Raw genomic sequence first — 24,115 nt, forward strand, 5'->3', positions numbered from 1 at the left:
AACTAATGGGATTTTCGAGCAAGGTCAATTGGACATCCCGCTTGTTTGTAATGTTACACCGCCATAACAAAATGCGGGTTTTAGAGACTCAATCCGGTTTTAGCTATATAAAAACCTATTATTTTTATTTTTTTAAGTTGATTGGACTGGTAATGATGGATTTGGTGGTTGACTGCTTCGCATCACCCAACTGTAGTAATTTTACCAATCCATCCCGATGGGGGCGGGCGGGGATCACATTTCAGGATCCTGCGTCTTGCATTTATCCGGATGCGGGCTATGTGAGATTTTTGCAGTGCTAACAGCCGGTTAGAAGGGAAGAATTGATCCGGTTTTCCCTCTTTGTCGAAGGTCTGTGGTTTCCAAAAGTAACCTTAAAACCCTGTCTGTGGGTATTTATCGCACGCAATGTGAATATTTATATGTTTTTTGGGGGCAGGACGGCTTGATCCAGCTCAGCCTGGCGGGGGGCCTCTGCCAGTACAATGACAGCTCATCTTGGAGGTGTCATGCAGTTACACGAACTCATCAATACATTCGGCCAGGATCTCAAGCAGCGTCACGGCCAGAAGATCCACAAACTCTCCATCCACGGCGCCTTCACCTGCCCTAACCGGGACGGCACCCTGGGCCGCGGCGGCTGCACCTTCTGCAATGTTTCCTCTTTCGCCGACGAGTCGACCCAGCAGCTTTCTGTGGTGCAACAACTGCTGGCGCGCCGGGACGAAGTGACCCGTGCCAAGCGCTATCTCGCCTACTTTCAGGCCTATACCAGCACCTATGCCGAGGTGGAATACCTGCAGCGCATGTATGAGGAGGCGTTGTCGGTCAGCGACATGGTGGGGCTCTGTGTCGGGACCCGGCCCGACTGCGTGCCGGATGCGGTGCTGGATCTGCTGGCGGGCTATCAGGCCCGTGGCTACGAGGTATGGCTGGAGCTGGGGCTGCAGAGCGCCAATGACAAGACGCTGCAGCGCATCAACCGGGGCCACGGCTACGCCGCCTATGCCGATGCGGTCGAGCGGGCTCATCGACGGGGCATCAAGGTATGTGCCCATCTGATCGTCGGCCTGCCCGGCGAGGTGCCCATGGATAGCCTGGAGACACTGCATCGCATCGTTGCGACCGGGGTCGAGGGGATCAAGTTGCATCCGCTCCACGTGGTGGAGGGGAGCACCCTTGGCAAGGCGTGGCAGGCAGGGCGGCTGGAGGTGCTGACCCTGGAACAATATGTGGAGGCGGCGGTGGCCATGATCCAGCACACCCCCCCCGAGGTGGTCTATCACCGGATTTCGGCATCGGCCCGTCGTCCGACCCTGCTGGCCCCAGCTTGGTGTGAGAATCGCTGGACCGCCATGGCCGAGATTGCCGCTGAGCTGACTCGTTCAGGCCCCCAAGGGTATGCCCTGGGGCGACCCTTCTCGCTCGCTCCTTTTAATGAGTGACGACTCTAATTTCATTAAAAAAACAGAGGGTTATTAGATGAAATTCAGTCTTTGCAGTATAGTTTCGTTCAAGTCGCCTTGATAAGATGGTCGGCTTGAAAAAGACATTGTTATCAATAACTCTTTAGTAATTAATGGACCGGGCAGGATATCTCGCACTCCTTGCCGTCATCAGATGACGTGCGTGGCTCCTCTCTCCCCGGCTTGACGATGTGTGAGTCTGGCATGGCATTCGATGTCACTGCCCAGTGCGCTAATTGGGTTGTCGTTTCGCGATGATGGGATCTGCTCAGCATTCACAGGTCGCCACCAGGTTCCGGGTGATGATTTCCCTGCGACAACCGTCTGAATCATGTTTTGACAGGATGCTATGCAAGCAGAAACCAGCCATATAGATGAACTATTGGAATGCTTGGTCTTTTTGACCCGTTTTTATGGCGTACCCAATAGTCAGGATGCCCTCACCACGGGCTTGCCACTGGTCTCGGGCCGTCTGAGTACGGCACTCTTCAGTCGCGCTGCCGAGCGTGGCGGTTTGTCCGCCCGTGAGGTGATCCAGCCACTCGCAAACATCTCTCCCCTGCTGTTGCCCTGCGTCTTGCAGACGCGGCAGGGCGGCGCCTGCATCCTGCTGGAGTGGAACAAGGACAGGAGCCAAGCCAAGGTCATCTTCCCCCAGGCCGGTGATGCGGCGCAGTGGGTCAGCACAGCCCAGCTGGGCGACGAGTACAACGGCCGGCTGTTCTTCGTCAAGAAGCAGTTCAAGTTCGATGAACGCTCCCCCAAGGTGCTGGAGACCCGGGACGGTCACTGGTTCTGGAGCACGCTGTTTGAATCCCGCGGCATCTATCGCGATGTGCTGATTGCCTCCATCCTCATCAACCTCTTTGCGGTGGCCAGCCCCCTGTTCACCATGAATGTCTACGACAAGATAGTGCCCAACCTGGCGTTCGACTCCCTCTGGGTGCTGGCGGTAGGGGCCATGGTAGTGTTTACCTTCGATTTCGTGATGCGCCAGTTGCGCAGTTATTTCATCGACATTGCCGGCAAGAAATCGGACGTGCTGCTGTCGGCCAAGATCTTTGCCAAGGTGATGGGGATGAAGATGGAGTCTCGCCCGGCCTCGACGGGGGCGTTCGCCAAACATCTCCAGGAGTTTGAATCGGTGCGGGAGTTCTTCACCTCCGCCACCGTATCGACCCTGATTGATCTGCCGTTTGCGGTCTTCTTCCTCTTCATCATCTGGCTGTTTGCCGGCGTCATGGTGGTGGTGCCCATCGTCGCCATGCTGATCCTGGTGGCCTACAGCTTCTATATCCAGGCACCGCTCAAGCAGTCCATCGAGGAGGGCTCCCGCCTGGCCTCCCAGAAGAACGCCAACCTGATCGAAAGCATCTCAGGCCTTGAGACCGTCAAGATCTTCGGCGCCGAGAGCATGTTCCAGCACCGCTGGGAGCAGGCGGTGTCCCACATCTCGACCTGGGGCGTGCAGACCCGTCGCATCACCAACTCCATGTCCTCTCTGGCGAGCTACATCCAGCAGGTGGTGACGGTGGGGCTGGTCATCGTCGGGGTCTACCAGATCTCCGAAGGGCTGGTGACCATGGGGGGCATGATCGCCGCCGTCATGTTGTCCAGCCGGGCCATTGCGCCCATGGTGCAGCTCTCCGTGCTGTCGACCCGCTACAACCAGGCCAAGTCTGCCCTGGAGATCCTGGAGAAGATCATGATGACGCCGGGCGAGCAGGAGGAGGGCAAGCAGTACATCCATCACCCCATCATCCAGGGCCGCATCGAGTTCGAAAATGTCTCCTTCAAATACCCGGGCATGGAAAGCAGCACCCTGCATAACATCAACCTGCGCATCGAGCCGGGGGAGAAGGTGGCCATCATAGGGCGGATCGGGGCGGGCAAGACCACCCTTGAGAAGCTGCTGATGGGGCTCTACCGACCGACGGACGGCCTGGTGCGCCTCGATGGCTTCGAGCTGGATCAGTTGCCGCCGGCCGCCATCCGTCGCAACATCGGCTGTGTGCCACAGGATGTGACCCTCTTCTTTGGCTCGGTGCGAGACAACATCATGCTGGGCAACCCGCTGGTGGATGATGCCCGGGTCGTGCGCGCCGCCAAGCGGGCCGGCGTCACCAATTTCACCAATCGTGATCCCAATGGGCTGGACCGGCAGATTGGCGAAGGCGGGCGTCAGCTCTCAGGTGGTCAGCGACAGGCCATTTTGCTGGCCCGTGCCCTGCTCAACGATCCCCCTATCCTGGTGATGGATGAACCAACGTCCAACATGGACAACCAGTCAGAGATGCACGTGAAGCAGGAGCTGGCCAGGTTGGGGCCCGAAACCACGCTGATCCTCATCACCCACAAGACCTCCATGCTGGATGTGGCCTCCCGGGTCATCGTCGTGGAGCAGGGGAAGATAGTGGCTGACGGCCCCAAGGAGACGGTGCTGCAGCAACTGAAGGAAGGCAAGGTACGGGTGCAGGAGACTGCCAATGGCTAACAACTGGTTCAAGAAAACGGCACCAGACACAGTGTTGCCCGCCCCCGAGCACCTCGAGTATGTCGACGATGGTGCCGCAGCCGTCTTGCTGAGCACGCCAACCCGCGCCAAGGTGCTGCTCTGGGCCTGTTTCCTGTTCTTCATGAGTGCCATCATCTGGGCCGCCTGGGCCGAGCTTGACGAGGTCACCGTCGGTCAGGGCAAGGTCATTCCATCTCGCCAGCTGCAGGTGATCCAGAACCTAGAAGGGGGGATCGTCAAGGAGATCTTCGTCAAGGAGGGGGACATCGTCGAGGAGGGGCAGCCTCTGCTGCGCATAGACGATACCCGCTTCAAGTCGGATTTTCGCGAGCGTGAACAGGAGCTGGTGATCCTCAAGGGCGACATCGCCCGTCTGCGTGCCGAGATCCGCAGTGTGGTGGTCAAGAGAGAACCCAACCTCGGCTGGCGTGAGCAGGTGGTCATCGACAAGCAGCCCATCGTCTTCCCCGAAGGGTTCGAGAACGTCTTTGCCGAATACGTGGCCCGTGAAAAGTCGGTACAGGACGAGCGGCTCAACAACTTGAACAACCAGCTCTACATTCTTGGTCAGCAGATCGAGCAGAAGGAGCAGGAGACCATTGAGCTCAATGCCAAGATAAGGACGGTGAGTCGCAGCGTGGATCTGGCCCGCCAGGAGCTGAACATCAGCCGGCCTCTCGCAAAAGAGGGTATAGTTCCTCAAGTGGAGCTAATTAAACTGGAGCGGCAGGTCAACGAGATGCAGGGCGAGCTGGAAGCCAACCGCCTGCTCATCCCCAAACTCAACTCGGTGCTGCGGGAGACCATCTCCAAGCGCAATGACATCGCCTTGAAGTTCAGAGCGGATTCCCAGACCGAGCTCAATGAACGCCAGGGCAAGCTGAGCCAGTTGTCCGAAGGCCAGGTCGGTCTGCGGGACAGGGTCGATCGTACCAGCGTGATAGCGCCTCTCAAGGGCACCATCAAGAAGCTCAAGATCAATACCCTTGGAGGGGTCGTGCAGCCTGGCATGGATCTGATGGAGATAGTGCCGCTGGAGGATACCCTGCTGGTGGAAGCCAAGGTATCACCCAAGGACATAGCCTTCCTGCGACCCGGGTTGGAGGCCGTGGTCAAGATAACCGCTTATGATTTCACTGTTTATGGAGGTTTACATGGCAAGGTTGAGCAGATAAGCGCCGACTCGATCCAGGATGAGGAGGGCAACTCCTTCTATCTGGTTCGGGTGCGTACCGAGAAGAGTTATCTGGGCGATGAGCTTAACGCACTTCCCATCATCCCCGGTATGTTAGCCAGTGCAGATATTATTACTGGTAAAAAAAGTGTCCTAGACTACTTGCTCAAGCCCATCCTGCGGGCTAAGCAGTCGGCACTGAGAGAACGATAAGCCAACAATCTAAAAACAACATGACTGGAGATACCATGAAGAAGACGATTGTTGCCATGCTGGTTAGTGGCACCATACTGTTCCCGGGCCTGAGCCAGGCACAGACACTGGAACAGTCAGTGGCACAGTCACTGGCTACCCATCCGAAAATCAAGGAAGCTTTTGATCTCTATCAGGCACGACTGTACCAGCATGATGGAGCCAAGGGCGGCTACTATCCCACCATAGATCTGCGTGGCGGCGTTGGTTACGAGAAGACCGACAGCCCCTCGACCCGTGCGGCGCCCGCCAACTCCCAGACGATCGATGATTCCATGACTCGTAAGGAGGCCGGGATCAGCCTGCGCCAGATGCTGTTTGACGGCTTCGATGTCAGCAGCAACGTGGCCCGGACCGATGCCGCCGCCCAGGCCCAGCGTCTGGCCATGATCTCCGAGGCGGAGAACACGGCCCTGCGTGTGGCCGAGGTGTACCTCAACATGCTGCGTCAGCAGGAGATCCTGGAGCTGTCCAAGCAGAACCTGGAAACCCACGAGCAGATCCGCAGTGACATCCAGAAACGAACAGACTCAGGTCTGGGTTCGACCGCGGATCAGACCCAGATCGATGGTCGTGTGGCACGTGCCTACTCCAACCAGGCGGCTGCGGAGAACAACTATCGGGATGCTGAGAGCGAGTTCATCCGGGTCGTGAATGAGGTGCCCAAGGATCTGGTGCAGCCGGCCCCCAACAGCCAGCTGCTGCCCGCCACCCTGGAGGACGCGCTGAAGACGGCCACCGAGGTTCACCCGACCCTGCTGTCCTCCCTTCAAGACATCGAAGAGGCCAAGTATCAGCATGAAGGCTCCAAGTCCGGGTTCTACCCGAACGTGGCCTTCGAGGTGGATCAGAACTGGAATGAGGACATCGATGCGGTCAAGGGGCGCAACGACGATCTCACCGCCATGGTCCGGATGCGTTACAACCTGTTCCGTGGTGGCTCCGATCTGGCTGAAAGCAAGGCCACCTCGGCACTCTATTCCCAGGCCAAAGACATTCACCTGAATGCCTTCCGCCAGGTGGAAGAGGGGACCCGCCTCGCCTGGAATGCCAAGGAGTCGCTGGCCAAGCAGAAAGTCTTCCTGAAAGAGCACGTGGACGCCAGCTACGACACCGTACAGGCGTACAAGAAGCAGTTTGGTCTGGGGCAACGGACCTTGCTGGACGTGCTGAACACGGAAAACGAACTGTTCGAGGCTCGTCGCAGCTACATCACGGCCGAGTATGATTCCCTGCTGGCGGATTACCGTATCCTCAATGCCACCGGGGGACTGCTCAATGCCATGAATGTACAGCAGCCCGCTGATTGGCAGGCCAAAAACAACTGATGGTCATCGTGCTGATGCCATATCAGTCAAAAGAAATGGCTGCAGCTTGCTGCAGTCATTCTTTTATGCATTTGGCTTTCAAATGAAGATTGCAATGGCATGCAGCAGGGGAAACATGTGACATCGTGGTGCAAGGCAGGGAGCCGCGGGCTCTTCTGGCCAGCATGGCCCATCCGCCCCGTGCAGCGTTGGCGGCTCCAGCTGTTGTGGCTGGTGCTACTGTCGATCCCGCTGTTGCTCAGCGCCAGCCAGCCCCTGTCGTCGGAAGATCTGAAGCTGGTCAAGCGGGCGGAGGAGACCTATGGCCCTCGTGCAGGCAAGCGGGTCACCAGCTGGCGCACGCTGGCGATGCAGAACAGAGCTGCGGGTCTGACGGAGCGGCAGAAGCTGGAGAAGGTGAACCAGTTTTTCAATCAGATGCGGTTTATCGATGACATTAAGCTGTGGCGCAAGAAGGATTACTGGGCGACCCCGCTGGAGTTTCTGGGGGCGGCAGGCGGAGATTGTGAAGACTTCAGCATTTCCAAATACTTTACGCTGCTGGAGCTTGGCATTCCGGATGAAAAAATGCGGATGGTATATGTCAAGGCATTGGATTATAACCAGTTTCATATGGTTGTTGCCTATTATGAGACGCCCGCATCAGTGCCTCTCATTCTGGACAATCTCGTCGGCGCCATTCGCCCGGCCAGTCAGCGGGCGGACCTGGTGCCAATTTACAGCTTTAACGGTAGTCACTTGTGGTTGATGAAGGCGCGTGGTCAAGGGGAACTGGCCGGGCAATCATCCCGCTTGGGATTATGGACTGACTTACGCAATCGCATGACTTCAGGGCGATTGGCTCGGCCTGTGGTGAATTTGGATGATTAACCTATGACGCTCTACAGACAACTATTGGCAACCATGCTGTTACTGTTCGGATTGCTGTTTGCCGCCACCTACTGGGTACAGTTCAATTCGACCCGCAACTATCTGGCGCAACAGCAGGAGACCACAGTCATCAACACCTCCACCGCCCTGGGTCTGGCGTTGACGCCTTATCTGGAGAATGGGGACAAGGTGAGTGCCGAATCCGTCATGAAGGCCGTGTTCGACGGTGGCTACTATCGACTGGTCCGCCTCGATCTGCTGGCTTCCAAGGATGTCATCGAGCTGGAGAACAGCAGCAACATTCAGGGGGTGCCGCAGTGGTTCATCGGGTTGGGGCTCTTCCCTGAGGTATCCAACGAATCCATTCTGACCTCGGGCTGGTTGCAACTGGGCAAGCTGAAGATAGTGGGCCATCCAGGACAGGCCTACTACGAGCTCTGGAAGGGGATGAGCGAGCTGGCGACCTGGTTCCTGGTGGGCTTCCTGGTCACCACCATACTACTGATGCGGGCACTCAACTACCTGCTCAAACCGCTCAAGCTCATCTGCGAGCAGGCGGTCGAGATCGAGCTGCACCACTTCGGGCACGCCATTCCCGAGCCCAAGAGCCGTGAGTTGAAACAGGTGGTGCAGGCCATCAACACCCTCTCGAGCAAGCTGGCGGTGCAGTTCAAGGAGCAGGCCGATGAAGCCGAGAACCTGCGCGCCCGCGTCTATGTGGATGCGGTCTCCGGGCTCGGCAACCGCTCCTACTTCGTGGGACAGGTCAATGCCTGGATCGCCGAGGCGGGACAGGGGGGCGTCATGCTGGTGGCCGTCGACATGCTGGACGATCTCTATCGTGAGGAAGGCTATGCCGCACGGGACAACATGGTCAAGTCCATCGCCCAGGTGCTCAGGGAGCTGCTAGACGGCTGGGATGGTGCGGCGCTGGCCCGGATCTCGGCTACCGAGTATGCCCTGCTCTGTCCTACCGATGATCTGTCGCAGCTCAAGGATCTGGCGGAGCTTATCAATAGCCGTATCGCCGATCTGGTGGTCAATCCCATGGGTGAGAGCGGTGCGCTCTCGGTCGTCGGGATCGCTGGCCGTGATGGTGATGATGATCTCTCCGCCCTGCTGACCAAGGCGGACAATGCGCTGGGCAAGGCGCGCAACGAGCGGCGGGGTGCCGTCGTCATGGAAGGGGGATCGGATCAGGGGTTGATGGGGCGTCTGGCATGGCGTGATCTGGTACAGGATGCAATGGCCCGAAACCTGTGGCGCTTCAAGGCGCAGCCTGCCTGCCGCTTCGATGATGGCACGCGCCTGCATGCCGAGCTGTTTGCTTCCATCTCGCGCGATGGGACCGACTATTTCGCAGGCCAGTTCTTGCCCGCCATAGAGCAGTTCCAGATGGGAGCCGAGTTTGACAAGGCCGTACTGGAATCCTGCGTGCCCTTGTTCAGGCAGCAACCCGAGCTGGTGCTGGCGGTCAACATCACCGCCGGGTCGCTCTGCTCGGATGAGTTCCTGACCTGGCTGAGAGGCTATCTGGCCGTGAACGGCGAGTTGAAGGAGAGACTGCTGTTCGAGATCCCTGAGGCCGCCATCATGAAACACAAGCAGCATGTGACCAACCTGGTCGACGTACTGCGAGAGCAGGGCTTCCTGTGGGGGGTCGATCACTATGGTCGCCACTTCCAGTCTCTCGGGTATCTGGAGGAGCTGGCTCCTGCCTACGTCAAGGTGGATCATGGCTATACCAGCCAGGTCATGGAGCCGGGAGCCGATACCTCCTTCTTGGCTGCGGTCTGCCGGGCAGCCCACAATGCGGGTGTCACGACCATCGCCACCCGAGTGGAGGATCAGCAGCAGGTCGATGTGCTGGCCAACCTGCACATAGACGGTTACCAGGGCTTCGTTCATCCGGCATTCCCATTGCCGTGAATCACGCAATTATATTGAAAAGGGCCCCAATAAGGGCCCTTTTTTATATCCATTTAGAATATATGAAGGTGCTTTGCTGCGATGAAGATACAGAAAGCCTGAAAGGCGAGTTGTTAGTTTATTGATTTATCTGTGTAAAAAATATTCATTCGATTCGCTGCATCGGATGAAGCCAAACAGATTCAATGTTGTACATTTTTGCAACTGAAGCTCGATGGGCGCGCATCTAGAGTGTACGCATCAAGATCTGTCACCCTGGAGCAATGGATATGCGCACCCAAATCATCGACAAAACCGTCGTCGTCTCTTCCGTGGAAGGCAATGTTCAGATCCTGCTTGCCGATGGCAGCAGCCGTCCTCTCCAGCCTGGCGAGATATTGCAACCGGGCGCCAAGCTCAATATTGCCGACGATGCGAAATTGATGTTGGCACCCTACGATGACAACCCCGGGCAGGCCGCAGCTGCCCCCGCCGAGACAGATACACCGGCCGAAGGGCAACCCTCATCATCGGCCGAGAACAGCAACCTCCCTCCAGAAATTGCGGCCTTGCAAGAATCCATCCTGCAAGGGGTCGACCCGACCAAGGACTTTGAAGCCGCCGCCGCCGGCGGGGCGCCTGCCGCTGGTGGGGGTGGCGGCATCGGCGGGGTCGCGGGGGCCAGTGGCAACGGCGGCTTTGTCGTCATCGATCGTGTCGGTGATGCGACCATAGCCGAGGCCGGATTTGATACCAGTTATGACGCCTTGCTCGATCAGAATGTGCTGCAGGAAGACGATCTTCTGCCAGAAAATGAGCTCGATGATCTGGATGAATCTGAAGTCACCCAGGAAGACCAAGCCATCAGTGGCAACCTGCTGCTCAACAGCAGCAACTCGGATGGCCCTCAAGATACATCGATTGTTTCCTATAGCTGGGGCAGCAACATCGGCATTCTGGCCGGTGTCGAGAGTTCATTGGACGGGATAGGCACCCTCATCATCAATGCCGACGGCTCCTACACCTTTACTCCGGCACTCAATTACACAGGCCCAGTGCCGCCAGCCAACTACATAGTGACCGATGGCGACGATACCAATAACTCCACTCTGACCATTACCATTACCCCCACGGATGAGACAGTCTCCTTGGGGGGGTTGCAGGTCGAGGGGGGCGAGCTTGTTCTGAATGAAGCTGCATTGGCCGATGGCAGCAGCCCGGATGCTGCTGGCCTGACCAAGAGCGGCGCCTTCACCTTCAATGCGGCAGATGGCATCCAGAGCCTGACGCTGGGTGGCGTGGTACTCATCAGTAACGGTCAGGTCATCAGCAGTTTCCCGCAGGCGATCCCGAGCCCTCTGGGCAATCAGCTGTTGGTGACAGGCATCAGCTACAACCCGGTGACTGGCGCTGGCACTGTGACTTACAGCTACACCCTGAGCGATAACGAGGCTCACACCCAGCCTGCCAATGACACTGCCCTGACCGAGAGCTTCAACGTTGTGCTGACGGACAGCGACGGTGACAGCACCAGCGCCAGTCTGGATGTGGTGATACTGGATGACGTACCCAGCGTGCGCCTGCTCCCTGGGGCCGGGGAGCTGGGCGTGGTCAGCGTGGACGAGAGCTTGCCTGCCTTGGGTGGTGCAGACGGCGATGGCATAGGTAGTGCGACCCTGGCGGCAGCTGTGGTGCAAGCCCAGTTCAGCCATGCCTTCGGGGCGGATGGTGCCGGCAGCATCGGCTACAACCTGGCCCTCAATGGCAGCAATGTGGCGAGCGGCCTCTATGCGGTTGATCCGCTGGCCGCCAATGGCCAGGGCACCCAGATAGTGCTCAATCAAGTGGGCAATGTCATCACCGGCAGCGCCAACGGGGTGAGCTACTTCACCCTCACCATAGATACGGCCACGGGTGCCGTGACCCTGAACCTCTTGGACAACGTCTGGCACGGCAATACCGGCAGTCACGATGACAGCGTCAGCCTGACGCTGAACAGCGGTGTGCTGACCCTGGTGCAGACAGTGACCGATGCCGATGGCGACAACGCCAAGGCCAGCATCGATCTGGGAACCGGCGGCGTGTTCCGCTTCGAGGACGATGGTCCGACCGCAGGACTGGCCGGTGAGGCCCCGAGTCTGGGGTCGGTGAAGGTGGACGAAAGTCTGCCGGCGCTGGGCGGCGTGGGCGGCGACGGAATCGTCAGCGCGACCCTGGCGGCAGCTGTGGTGCAAGCCCAGTTCAGCCATGCCTTCGGGGCGGATGGTGCCGGCAGCATCGGCTACAACCTGGCCCTCAATGGCAGCAATGTGGCGAGCGGCCTCTATGCGGTTGATCCGCTGGCCGCCAATGGCCAGGGCACCCAGATCCTGCTCAACCAAGTGGGCAATGTCATCACCGGCAGCGCCAACGGGGTGAGCTACTTCACCCTCACCATAGATACGGCCACGGGTGCCGTGACCCTGAACCTCTTGGACAACGTCTGGCACGGCAATACCGGCAGTCACGATGACAGTGTCAGCCTGACCCTGAACAGCGGTGTGCTGACCCTGGTGCAGACAGTGACCGATGCCGATGGCGACAACGCCAAGGCCAGCATCGATCTGGGAACCGGCGGCGTGTTCCGCTTCGAGGACGATGGTCCGACCGCAGGACTGGCCGGTGAGGCCCCGAGTCTGGGGTCGGTGAAGGTGGACGAAAGTCTGCCGGCGCTGGGCGGCGTGGGCGGCGACGGAATCGTCAGCGCGACCCTGGCTGCCGCGACGGTGCAAGCCCAGTTCAGCCATGCCTTCGGTGCGGACGGAGCGGGCAATATCGGCTACAACCTGGCCCTCAATGGCAGCAATGTGGCGAGCGGCCTCTATGCGGTTGATCCGCTGGCCGCCAATGGCCAGGGCACCCAGATAGTGCTCAATCAAGTGGGCAATGTCATCACCGGCAGCGCCAACGGGGTGAGCTACTTCACCCTCACCATAGATCCGGCCACGGGTGCCGTGACCCTGAACCTCTTGGACAACGTCTGGCACGGCAATACCGGCAGTCACGATGACAGCGTCAGCCTGACGCTGAACAGCGGTGTGCTGACCCTGGTGCAGACAGTGACCGATGCCGATGGCGACAACGCCAAGGCCAGCATCGATCTGGGGACGGGTGGCGTGTTCCGCTTCGAGGACGATGGCCCGACCGCGGGGCTGGCAACCCAGGCCCCGAGTCTGGGGTCGGTGAAGGTGGACGAGAGTCTGCCGGCGCTGGGCGGCGTAGGCGGTGACGGTATCGTCAGTGCGACCCTGGCCGCCGCCACGGTGCAAGCCCAGTTCAGCCATGCCTTCGGTGCGGATGGTGCGGGCAGCATCGGCTACACCCTGGCCCTCAATGGCAGCAATGTGGCGAGCGGCCTCTATGCGGTTGATCCGCTGGCCGCCAATGGCCAGGGCACCCAGATCCTGCTCAACCAAGTGGGCAATGTCATCACCGGCAGCGCCAACGGGGTGAGCTACTTCACCCTCACCATAGATCCGGCCACGGGCGCCGTGACCCTGAACCTCTTGGACAACGTCTGGCACGGCAATACCGGCAGTCACGATGACAGCGTCAGCCTGACCCTGAACAGCGGTGTGCTGACCCTGGTGCAGACAGTGACCGATGCCGATGGCGACAACGCCAAGGCCAGCATCGATCTGGGCGTCAACGGGACGTTCCGCTTCGAAGACGATGGCCCGACGGCCGGACTGGCAACTCAGGCCCCGAGTCTGGGGTCGGTGAAGGTGGACGAGAGTCTGCCGGCGCTGGGCGGCGTAGGCGGTGACGGTATCGTCAGTGCGACCCTGGCCGCCGCGACGGTGCAAGCCCAGTTCAGCCATGCCTTCGGTGCGGATGGTGCGGGCAGCATCGGCTACACCCTGGCCCTCAATGGCAGCAATGTGGCGAGCGGCCTCTATGCGGTTGACCCGCTGGCCGTCAATGGCCAGGGCACCCAGATAGTGCTCAACCAAGTGGGCAATGTCATCACCGGCAGCGCCAACGGGGTGAGCTACTTCACCCTCACCATAGATCCGGTCACGGGTGCCGTGACCCTGAACCTCTTGGACAACGTCTGGCACGGCAATACCGGCAGTCACGATGACAGTGTCAGCCTGACCCTGAACAGCGGTGTGCTGACCCTGGTGCAGACCATCACCGATGCCGATGGCGACAACGCCAAGGCCAGCATCGATCTGGGCGTCAACGGGACGTTCCGCTTCGAGGACGATGGCCCCGTGCAGTCTGGCAACGGGCAAGGCCCCATTGTGCATGGTTCGGTACAGGAGGATGCTCTGACGCTGGCTGGCGGAGCTCCCCATGAGGGCAACCATGAAGGGCCCGGGCAGACCACCACGGTCAGCGATACCTCGGGCTCTCTGAATACCTTGGTGGAATTCGGGGCAGATGGCCCTGGCGTGTTCAGTCTGTCGAATAATGTCAGTTCACTGGTCTCACAAGGGCTGAGCAGCGGCGGTGTGGCGCTGAGTTATAGCGTGGCGGGCAATGTGCTGACAGCAACCGCAGGCGGGACAGTGATCTTCACCTTGACGGTGGCTGCTGACGGTGATTATTCCTTCACCCTGAAGGGACCGCTGGATCATCCTGTCAAGGAAGGGTTGCCGAATGGCGATAATGAGTTGCTGCCGGTACCTATTGACTTCTCGGGTGTCCTGGTTGCAACCGATGGGGATGGTGATCGGGTCCAGGGCTTCACGAAAGGGTCATTCGTCATCGATGTGCAGGATGATATTCCGGTGGCCCAAGATGACTACGCCACCGTGCTTGCCGGTCAGTCTCAGAACATCAATATGGTGTTTGTGCTCGACTTCAGCGGCAGTATCGATAATAACGAACTGAATGTCATGCTCGATGCAGTACGTACCGCAGGGCAGGCGCTGTTCAATACCTCTGGTGGCCAAGTCAAGATCCAGATTGTGGCGTTTTCCGGCGATTCCATTGCTTATCTGCCAACCGACAACATCGCCGCGTTTACGAATCTGGTGAACTCACTGAACCCGCAAGAGCCAGGCGGTGTTCGTCCATTCAATGGCAGCACCGACTTTACCGATGCCATCCAGGAGACCATTGCTTCCTATACCCCGATCTCGGGGTGGAACAATCAGGTGGTCTTTATCAGCGATGGTGACCCCAATGAGCAAACCGGCCCAGGTGGTGCTTCACTCACCAACACGGTGGCAACCAACTGGAACAATTTCGTCGATACCAACCTAGTCAATGTCACCACCATAGGCATTGGCAATGGGATCAATGATATCCGCCTGCAAGAAGTCGACCTGGATGCGGGTCCGAACAATACCCCGCTGCGAGTGAACAACTTCGGCGATCTGGTCGATACCCTGCTCAATCAGGTCATTGGTGGTCTGGTGCAAGGCAACGTACTCAACGGCTCCAACAACGTCGTGGGTGGTGGGGACGATGATGCCTATGGCGCTGATGGCCCGGGTTATATCCAGTCCATCAAGATTGGTGCGACTACCTACAGCTGGGACGGGGTGCTCGATGGCGATCAGCAGCTGACGGCCGTCACTACTCCCGCGGGTGGCAAGTTGAGCTTCAACTTCTCCACTGGGGCATGGAGTTACCAGGCCCCCGCCAATGTGAATGGCGATCTGACCGAGGACTTCCAATACACCCTCATCGACAAGGACGGCGATCCGGCCACGGCTACCCTGCATCTATATGTCGAAGATGTGGGCTCGGTGGAGGCTTATGTCGATGAGGATGAGTTGCCAACTGGCCTCACCGATAATGACAGCGTCACCAGTAGCGTCAGTGGCACTGTAGCCCCCTTGATTGTCGGTCCGGATAATTCCGCGACCATCAGCCTCAGCACTGATACCAGTGGTGTGACCCCGGCCAGTTCGGGTGGTGTGGCGCTGGTCTATACGGTAGTGGGCGATACCCTGACCGCCACGGCCAATGGGGCTACTGTGTTTACGCTCCAGGTTGGTTCAAATGGCAGCTATCAGTTCAACTTGGTCAAGTCACTGAATCATCCGCTGGGTAACGGTGATGACAACGAACTGCTGACCCTAGATTTCACCAGCATCCTGAAGGCCACCGGCGGCAGTGGCACTTTGGCTGGCAGCTTCCTGATCCATGTCGAAGACGACGTGCCAATGGCCAACAACGATGCGGACAGCGCCGTCGAAGGGGTGTTCACCCCGGTCACCGGCAACGTCATCACCGGGCTGGGTACCACGGGCGGCGCCGGTGGTGCGGGGGCGGACGTCAAGGGGGCGGACGACGCGGCGGTCAGCCAGGTCGTCGGCTTCAATGGCAGCACCGACAGCAACCCGTCGGGTGGCTTCACGGTCACGGGCCAGTACGGCAACCTGACCATGGGCCCGGATGGCGAGTACAGCTACACGCTGACCGCGGCCTCGGTGCCGGTCGGGGCAACGGACGTGTTCACCTACACACTCAAGGATGGTGACAACGACACGGACCCGGCGACCCTGACCATCAACATCGGCCAGGATACCCGCACACCAGTGCTTACCATCGGCAATGCGACGGTGGACGAAGAGGGTCTGCCGGTCCGTGGCAGCGAGCCAGCCGGTTCGGCTGCGGCAGGCAACTCCGAGATATTCACCGGCAGCTTCACCGTCAATACGCAAGGTGAAAACCTCACCGGGCTGACCATCGGGGGTCAGGTCTACAACTTGGTCAGCGGCGGCAGCCAGACGCTGGTAGACAACGCGCAGGGAACGCTGGTCGTGACCGGGGTGACCGGTCCGAGCGGGGGTCTGTACACGGTGAACTACACCTACACGCTCAAGGACAATGTGCTCACGCACAGCGTGCAGGGGGATGATGACACGGTCAATGGCCCGCTGTTCGTGGTGTCTGCCACGGATGCCACGGGGGATGTTGGTACCGGTAATCTCCAGGTGGTCATCAGCGATGATGCCCCGACGGCCAACAACGATGCGGACAGCGCCGTCGAAGGGGTGTTCACCCCGGTCACCGGCAACGTCATCACCGGGCTGGGTACCACGGGCGGCGCCGGTGGTGCGGGGGCGGACGTCAAGGGGGCGGACGACGCGGCGGTCAGCCAGGTTGTCGGCTTCAATGGCAGCACCGACAGCAACCCGTCGGGTGGCTTCACGGTCACGGGCCAGTACGGCAACCTGACCATGGGCCCGGACGGCGAGTACAGCTACACGCTGACCGCGGCCTCTGTGCCGGTCGGGGCAACGGACGTGTTCACCTACACACTCAAGGATGGTGACAACGACACGGACCCGGCCACCCTGACCATCAACATCGGCCAGGATACCCGCACACCGGTGCTTACCATCGGCAATGCGACGGTAGACGAAGAGGGTCTGCCGGTCCGTGGCAGCGAGCCGGCCGGTTCGGCTGCGGCAGGCAACTCCGAGATATTCACCGGCAGCTTCACCGTCAATACGCAAGGTGAAAACCTCACCGGGCTGACCATCGGGGGTCAGGTCTACAACCTGGTCAGCGGCGGCAGCCAGACGCTGGTAGACAACGCGCAGGGAACGCTGGTCGTGACCGGGGTGACCGGTCCGAGCGGTGGGCTGTACACGGTGAACTACACCTACACGCTCAAGGACAATGTGCTCACGCACAGCGTGCAAGGGGATGATGACACGGTCAACGGCCCGCTGTTCGTGGTGTCTGCCACGGATGCCACGGGGGATGTTGGTACCGGTAATCTCCAGGTGGTCATCAGCGATGATGCCCCGACGGCCAACAACGATGCGGACAGCGCCGTCGAAGGGGTGTTCACCCCGGTCACCGGCAACGTCATCACCGGGCTGGGTACCACGGGCGGCGCCGGTGGTGCGGGGGCGGACGTCAAGGGGGCGGACGACGCGGCGGTCAGCCAGGTCGTCGGCTTCAATGGCAGCACCGACAGCAACCCGTCGGGTGGCTTCACGGTCACGGGCCAGTACGGCAACCTGACCATGGGCCCGGATGGCGAGTACAGCTACACGCTGACCGCGGCCTCGGTGCCGGTCGGGGCAACGGACGTGTTCACCTACACACTCAAGGATGGTGACAACGACACGGACCCGGCGACCCTGACCATCAACATCGGCCAGGATACCCGCACACCAGTGCTTACCATCGGCAATGCGACGGTGGACGAAGAGGGTCTGCCGGTCCGTGGCAGCGAGCCAGCCGGTTCGGCTGCGGCAGGCAACTCCGAGATATTCACCGGCAGCTTCACCGTCAATACGCAAGGTGAAAACCTCACCGGGCTGACCATCGGGGGTCAGGTCTACAACTTGGTCAGCGGCGGCAGCCAGACGCTGGTAGACAACGCGCAGGGAACGCTGGTCGTGACCGGGGTGACCGGTCCGAGCGGGGGTCTGTACACGGTGAACTACACCTACACGCTCAAGGACAATGTGCTCACGCACAGCGTGCAGGGGGATGATGACACGGTCAATGGCCCGCTGTTCGTGGTGTCTGCCACGGATGCCACGGGGGATGTTGGTACCGGTAATCTCCAGGTGGTCATCAGCGATGATGCCCCGACGGCCAACAACGATGCGGACAGCGCCGTCGAAGGGGTGTTCACCCCGGTCACCGGCAACGTCATCACCGGGCTGGGTACCACGGGCGGCGCCGGTGGTGCGGGGGCGGACGTCAAGGGGGCGGACGATGCGGCGGTCAGCCAGGTCGTCGGCTTCAATGGCAGCACCGACAGCAACCCGTCGGGTGGCTTCACGGTCACGGGCCAGTACGGCAACCTGACCATGGGCCCGGACGGCGAGTACAGCTACACGCTGACCGCGGCCTCTGTGCCGGTCGGGGCAACGGACGTGTTCACCTACACACTCAAGGATGGTGACAACGACACTGACCCGGCCACCCTGACCATCAACATCGGCCAGGATACCCGCACACCGGTGCTTACCATCGGCAATGCGACGGTAGACGAAGAGGGTCTGCCGGTCCGTGGCAGCGAGCCGGCCGGTTCGGCTGCGGCAGGCAACTCCGAGATATTCACCGGCAGCTTCACCGTCAATACGCAAGGTGAAAACCTCACCGGGCTGACCATCGGGGGTCAGGTCTACAACCTGGTCAGCGGCGGCAGCCAGACGCTGGTAGACAACGCGCAGGGAACGCTGGTCGTGACCGGGGTGACCGGTCCGAGCGGTGGGCTGTACACGGTGAACTACACCTACACGCTCAAGGACAATGTGCTCACGCACAGCGTGCAGGGGGATGATGACACGGTCAATGGCCCGCTGTTCGTGGTGTCTGCCACGGATGCCACGGGGGATGTTGGTACCGGTAATCTCCAGGTGGTCATCAGCGATGATGCCCCGACGGCCAACAACGATGCGGACAGCGCCGTCGAAGGGGTGTTCACCCCGGTCACCGGCAACGTCATCACCGGGCTGGGTACCACGGGCGGCGCCGGTGGTGCGGGGGCGGACGTCAAGGGGGCGGACGATGCGGCGGTCAGCCAGGTTGTCGGCTTCAATGGCAGCACCGACAGCAACCCGTCGGGCGGCTTCACGGTCACGGGCCAGTACGGCAACCTGACCATGGGCCCGGATGGCGAGTACAGCTACACGCTGACCGCGGCCTCGGTGCCGGTCGGGGCAACGGACGTGTTCACCTACACACTCAAGGATGGTGACAACGACACGGACCCGGCGACCCTGACCATCAACATCGGCCAGGATACCCGCACACCAGTGCTTACCATCGGCAATGCGACGGTGGACGAAGAGGGTCTGCCGGTCCGTGGCAGCGAGCCAGCCGGTTCGGCTGCGGCAGGCAACTCCGAGATATTCACCGGCAGCTTCACCGTCAATACGCAAGGTGAAAACCTCACCGGGCTGACCATCGGGGGTCAGGTCTACAACTTGGTCAGCGGCGGCAGCCAGACGCTGGTAGACAACGCGCAGGGAACGCTGGTCGTGACCGGGGTGACCGGTCCGAGCGGGGGTCTGTACACGGTGAACTACACCTACACGCTCAAGGACAATGTGCTCACGCACAGCGTGCAGGGGGATGATGACACGGTCAATGGCCCGCTGTTCGTGGTGTCTGCCACGGATGCCACGGGGGATGTTGGTACCGGTAATCTCCAGGTGGTCATCAGCGATGATGCCCCGACGGCCAACAACGATGCGGACAGCGCCGTCGAAGGGGTGTTCACCCCGGTCACCGGCAACGTCATCACCGGGCTGGGTACCACGGGCGGCGCCGGTGGTGCGGGGGCGGACGTCAAGGGGGCGGACGACGCGGCGGTCAGCCAGGTTGTCGGCTTCAATGGCAGCACCGACAGCAACCCGTCGGGTGGCTTCACGGTCACGGGCCAGTACGGCAACCTGACCATGGGCCCGGATGGCGAGTACAGCTACACGCTGACCGCGGCCTCGGTGCCGGTCGGGGCAACGGACGTGTTCACCTACACACTCAAGGATGGTGACAACGACACGGACCCGGCGACCCTGACCATCAACATCGGCCAGGATACCCGCACACCGGTGCTTACCATCGGCAATGCGACGGTAGACGAAGAGGGTCTGCCGGTCCGTGGCAGCGAGCCGGCCGGTTCGGCTGCGGCAGGCAACTCCGAGATATTCACCGGCAGCTTCACCGTCAATACGCAAGGTGAAAACCTCACCGGGCTGACCATCGGGGGTCAGGTCTACAACCTGGTCAGCGGCGGCAGCCAGACGCTGGTAGACAACGCGCAGGGAACGCTGGTCGTGACCGGGGTGACCGGTCCGAGCGGTGGGCTGTACACGGTGAACTACACCTACACGCTCAAGGACAATGTGCTCACGCACAGCGTGCAAGGGGATGATGACACGGTCAACGGCCCGCTGTTCGTGGTGTCTGCCACGGATGCCACGGGGGATGTTGGCACCGGCAATCTCCAGGTGGTCATCAGCGATGATGCCCCGACAGCGAATGCAGTGACCAATGCCGGTCAGGCTACTCAGGTGCAAAACACCAACCTGATGCTGATCCTCGATATCTCCGGCAGTATGGATGAATCATCTGGGTATCAGGGCATGAGTCGGTTGCAGGTCATGCAGAAGTCGGCACTGGAGCTGCTAGATAAATACAGCGCTTATGGCAATGTGATGGTCAACATCATCACCTTTGCTACCTTGGCATCCAATCCCACAGGGACCTGGGTGAGCGTCGATGCGGCCAAGACGATCATTCTTGGCCTCTCGTCGACAGATTCGACAAACTACGATGATGCGCTGAACGATGCCATCAATGCCTTTGCGGCGAGCAACAAGATAGTCGGAGCGCAAAACGTCTCCTACTTCATGTCGGATGGTTTGCCCAACGCGAGCAACGTCAGCAACTCCGCAACTGTTCCCGATGGTTCAAACAGCTTCGGGGATGGTGATGGCATCAGTGCCGCCAACGAGAAAGACTGGACCGATTTCCTGACGGCGAACAACATCAACTCCTTTGCACTCGGGATGGGCTCTGGTGCAACCCAATCGGCACTCAATCCGATCGCCTACAACGGGGTCAGCGGAGCAAGCCCGGCGAACACCACAGCAGTGGTGGTGACGGACTTCAGCCAGCTGGCCGCCACTCTGCTCAGCACCGTTGTGGCGCCTCCTCTGTCCGGACAACTGATCGATGGTGTAACAGCGAGTACCGGGGCTGACGGTGGCTGGATCAATTCCATCACAGTTGCGGGCGTTACTTACAGCTATAACCAGAAGACTGATACTTCGGGCGTCTCGGGTGGGGCTTCAGCCGGTACCTTTAATACGACGACCAACGAATGGTCAATCACGGTCGCCGGGGGCATCCTCAAGGTTGACATGGACAACGGTGTATATACCTATACTCCGCCATCATCCATACCAGTTGGTGGTATCAATCAGAGCTTTGGCTACAGCGTGATCGATAACGATGGGGATACTGCGTCCAGCACCTTGTCCATCATCGTCAATCCGGCGGTCGGTCCTACCGTGGTGCGTGATGACTTCATCATCACCAATCAGGATCCGTCCACCATCCCGGATTGGGCCCTGCTGGTCAACGATACGGGGCCGCTGGCGGCTACCCAGACGATCATAGGGGTCTCGGGCGCGGTCAGTGGTACGGTAACCGACAATGTGGGCTCGGTGACCTTCGATGATACCTCGGGCAATATCACACCCAACACTTATCAGGGGTCCTTCAACTACACCAACAGCACGACCTCGGATACTGCCAAGGTCTTCGTGGATGTGCAGAGCGGGACGCTCACCGGGAGCTATCTCGACGAGATCCTGATTGGTGGATCTGGCGATGAGACGCTCAACGGCAATGCCGGCAACGACATCCTGCTCGGTGGTGGCGGCAACGATGGGTTGAACGGTGGAGATGGCAACGACATCCTCGTCGGCGGCGCAGGCAACGATACCTTGAACGGTGGTGCTGGCAACGACACTGCCAGTTACATCGACATCACGGGTGGCGTCGGAGTCACCGTGATAGTCAATGGCAACAACCAGGCTACCGGTGGCGCCGGCACCGATAGCCTGAGCAACATGGAGAACCTGGTCGGCTCGATGTTTGGTGACACTCTGACAGGTGATGGCAGTGCCAATATCCTCAGCGGCTTGGCCGGCAATGACTCCTTGATAGGAGGCGGTGGCGACGACCTGCTGATAGGTGGTATGGGCAGTGACACCCTGACAGGCAATGCTGGCAAGGATACCTTCAAGTGGCAGGCGGGAGATGCCGGTGGTACCGACATCATCAAGGACTTCACCACGGGGGCCAACGGGGATGTGCTGGACCTGAGTGAGTTGCTCAGTGGCGAGCATGCCAATGCAGCGTCCTTGGATCAGTACCTCAACTTTGCATCAGGTCCGGGGGTGAATAAATCGACCCTGACGATCGATCTGGATGGTTCGGGGAGTGGCACCACGACTCACAGCATCTTCTTTGACAATGTGGATCTGACGGCCAATTCGACACGGACCGACCTGCAGATCATTCAGGACTTGTTGGATCAAGGCAATCTCAAGGTTGATCCTTAATCAAACCATGGGGGCCGGGTTTGCCCGGCCCCTGTTATTTGATGAAGTGGACGGCTAAGATAGCGGCAGTATCAGGAGAGGGTCACCATGCAGTCATTCAACTGGATCGACATCGATGGCATTCGCTATAGCTGGGACGGACAGGACAACATCGTCTGTTCCGGCCGCTTTGGCTATCAGGCCACGATGACGGGTGACAAGCTCCACGGTCTGGAGCTGGAGAGTGAAGATGGCGACGTGGCGGGGCTGCTCAATGTGGACTTTGCCGCCTCCAGCATCAGCTTCACGCCGGCAGAGGATGCTCCCTTGCCTCACATGGTGGTGCTGGTTGGCCATGAGTGGGGGCAGCAGGAGTACTCACTGCAGAGCCTGAGCGACAGCTCCTTGCAGGGGCTGCTCAGCCATGGTGAAGAGCTTGACTGGAGTAGCCTGGCGGTGGTGACGGCTTCCGAGCCGAGCATGCCATCCCAGGGTCACGTTCTGTCGTGGGATTCATTCCATTTCGAGGATGAGTCTTTGCTCGGGGCCGAAGTTCCGTCGTCCGTGATCGCGAGCCATGGCAATCCGCTTGGAGGAGAGATCAGCATCAACATCGACATGACCAATCAGGTGCTGGAGCAGATCCCCCCATTGCACGATATATGAATCCCAATCGACGACGTGCATAATGACCTCCATCTAATCGATGGAGGTTTTTTCTATGTGGCGTCCCCTTCTTACCCTGTCTGCGCTCGTTGTCAGTGCTCCGCTGCTTGCCATCGAGGTGCCCCAGGCTCCCCATCTGGTGGTCAGCGGCTATGCGGAGCAGAAGGCAGAGCCCGATATGCTGACGCTCAACGTCGCCGTGACCGCCCTGGAGAAACAGGGCATCAAGGCCAAGCAGCAGGTGGATACCAAGGTTGCCGCCTTCTTTGGTCAACTGGAGAGCCTCGGCATCAAGCGCAGCGATGTGGAGGCCGGCAATCTGGTGATCTCCCCCGAGTATCAGTATCCGCAGAACAAGCAGCCCGAGATGGTGGGTTATCGTGCCCAGCGCCAGCTGGCGGTCAAACTCTACCAGCTCGACAAGCTGAGCCAGCTGATGGACACCGCACTCAAGGCGGGTCTGGAGTCCGTCTCCCAGATTGAGTACGGCCTCAAATCACCACAGGTCATCAAGGAGCAGGCGCGTCTTGGCGCTGTGACAGATGCCACCAGCAAGGCGGAATCCCTGGCCAAGGCCTTTGGCATGAAGCTTGGGAAGGTGTACAGCGTCGAGTACCGCAACAGCTCGCCCATGCCGGTCTATAGCCGTGCCATGAAGGCTGCCGCTGCCCCCGCCGCCGACATGGCGGAGAACAGCTACCAACAGCAGCAGATCAGCATTACGGACAACGTGGAAGCCGTCTTCCTGCTGGAATGATGAACCCTTCAACTTGTCCTGATCTCTCCAAACCCGAGGCTTCTGCCTCGGGTTTGTCGTTATGGAGGCCCTGATCATGGAAGCTGAATGGCAACGCCCAGAGGACGTTCTTATCTGGGCAGGCCCGGGGCAGGGGAGTGATGGACGGCTT

9 protein-coding genes are annotated in these 24,115 nt (G+C 59.8%); all 9 read left to right on the forward strand.

The features are described from left to right. Nucleotides 1–509 precede the first annotated feature (509 nt). The 9 genes from WIR04_RS08265 to WIR04_RS08305 all read left to right on the forward strand — a co-directional run bounded on the left by WIR04_RS08265 (nt 510) and on the right by WIR04_RS08305 (nt 23,964). A complete protein-coding gene (locus WIR04_RS08265) occupies nt 510–1,445 on the forward strand; it encodes a TIGR01212 family radical SAM protein (RefSeq protein ID WP_338891838.1) in 936 nt (311 codons plus the stop codon). A 370-nt stretch (nt 1,446–1,815) separates the two neighbouring features. Next, complete coding sequence (locus WIR04_RS08270) at nt 1,816–3,960, forward strand: type I secretion system permease/ATPase (RefSeq protein ID WP_338891839.1); 2,145 nt, start codon at nt 1,816–1,818, stop codon at nt 3,958–3,960. Continuing rightward, entirely contained in the window at nt 3,953–5,368 is a 1,416-nt protein-coding gene (locus tag WIR04_RS08275) for an HlyD family type I secretion periplasmic adaptor subunit (protein WP_025327371.1), read from the forward strand. The genes WIR04_RS08270 and WIR04_RS08275 overlap by 8 nt, the downstream gene beginning before the upstream one ends. Nucleotides 5,369–5,403: 35 nt before the next feature. Continuing rightward, nucleotides 5,404–6,735, forward strand: coding sequence for a TolC family outer membrane protein (locus WIR04_RS08280; RefSeq protein ID WP_338891840.1), 1,332 nt, complete (start codon nt 5,404–5,406; stop codon nt 6,733–6,735). Between the two features lie 99 nt (nt 6,736–6,834). Continuing rightward, nucleotides 6,835–7,605 (forward strand): transglutaminase-like cysteine peptidase, encoded by a 771-nt coding sequence (locus WIR04_RS08285; protein WP_420883451.1) that lies wholly within the window; start codon nt 6,835–6,837, stop codon nt 7,603–7,605. 3 nt (nt 7,606–7,608) lie between these two features. After that, nucleotides 7,609–9,534, forward strand: a complete 1,926-nt coding sequence (locus WIR04_RS08290; RefSeq protein WP_338891841.1) for an EAL domain-containing protein — start codon at nt 7,609–7,611, stop codon at nt 9,532–9,534. Nucleotides 9,535–9,803: 269 nt separating this feature from the next. Continuing rightward, complete coding sequence (locus tag WIR04_RS08295) at nt 9,804–22,562, forward strand: retention module-containing protein (RefSeq protein ID WP_338891842.1); 12,759 nt, start codon at nt 9,804–9,806, stop codon at nt 22,560–22,562. A gap of 87 nt (nt 22,563–22,649) precedes the next feature. Continuing rightward, on the forward strand, nt 22,650–23,207 hold the full coding sequence (locus WIR04_RS08300; RefSeq protein ID WP_025327366.1) for a hypothetical protein: 558 nt from the start codon (nt 22,650–22,652) through the stop codon (nt 23,205–23,207). A gap of 55 nt (nt 23,208–23,262) precedes the next feature. Continuing rightward, the gene (locus WIR04_RS08305; protein ID WP_025327365.1) at nt 23,263–23,964 is read left to right on the forward strand and encodes an SIMPL domain-containing protein; all 702 of its coding nucleotides are present in this window, start codon (nt 23,263–23,265) and stop codon (nt 23,962–23,964) included. Nucleotides 23,965–24,115: the final 151 nt, after the last annotated feature.

The sequence above is a fragment of the Aeromonas rivipollensis genome, from assembly GCF_037811135.1.
GTDB lineage: Bacteria > Pseudomonadota > Gammaproteobacteria > Enterobacterales > Aeromonadaceae > Aeromonas > Aeromonas rivipollensis.

Coding starts and splice junctions, on each gene's coding strand:
- WIR04_RS08265 (WP_338891838.1), top strand. CDS start 510: ATGCAGTTACACGAACTCATCAATACATTCGGCCAGGATCTCAAGCAG.
- WIR04_RS08270 (WP_338891839.1), top strand. CDS start 1,816: ATGCAAGCAGAAACCAGCCATATAGATGAACTATTGGAATGCTTGGTC.
- WIR04_RS08275 (WP_025327371.1), top strand. CDS start 3,953: ATGGCTAACAACTGGTTCAAGAAAACGGCACCAGACACAGTGTTGCCC.
- WIR04_RS08280 (WP_338891840.1), top strand. CDS start 5,404: ATGAAGAAGACGATTGTTGCCATGCTGGTTAGTGGCACCATACTGTTC.
- WIR04_RS08285 (WP_420883451.1), top strand. CDS start 6,835: ATGCAGCAGGGGAAACATGTGACATCGTGGTGCAAGGCAGGGAGCCGC.
- WIR04_RS08290 (WP_338891841.1), top strand. CDS start 7,609: ATGACGCTCTACAGACAACTATTGGCAACCATGCTGTTACTGTTCGGA.
- WIR04_RS08295 (WP_338891842.1), top strand. CDS start 9,804: ATGCGCACCCAAATCATCGACAAAACCGTCGTCGTCTCTTCCGTGGAA.
- WIR04_RS08300 (WP_025327366.1), top strand. CDS start 22,650: ATGCAGTCATTCAACTGGATCGACATCGATGGCATTCGCTATAGCTGG.
- WIR04_RS08305 (WP_025327365.1), top strand. CDS start 23,263: ATGTGGCGTCCCCTTCTTACCCTGTCTGCGCTCGTTGTCAGTGCTCCG.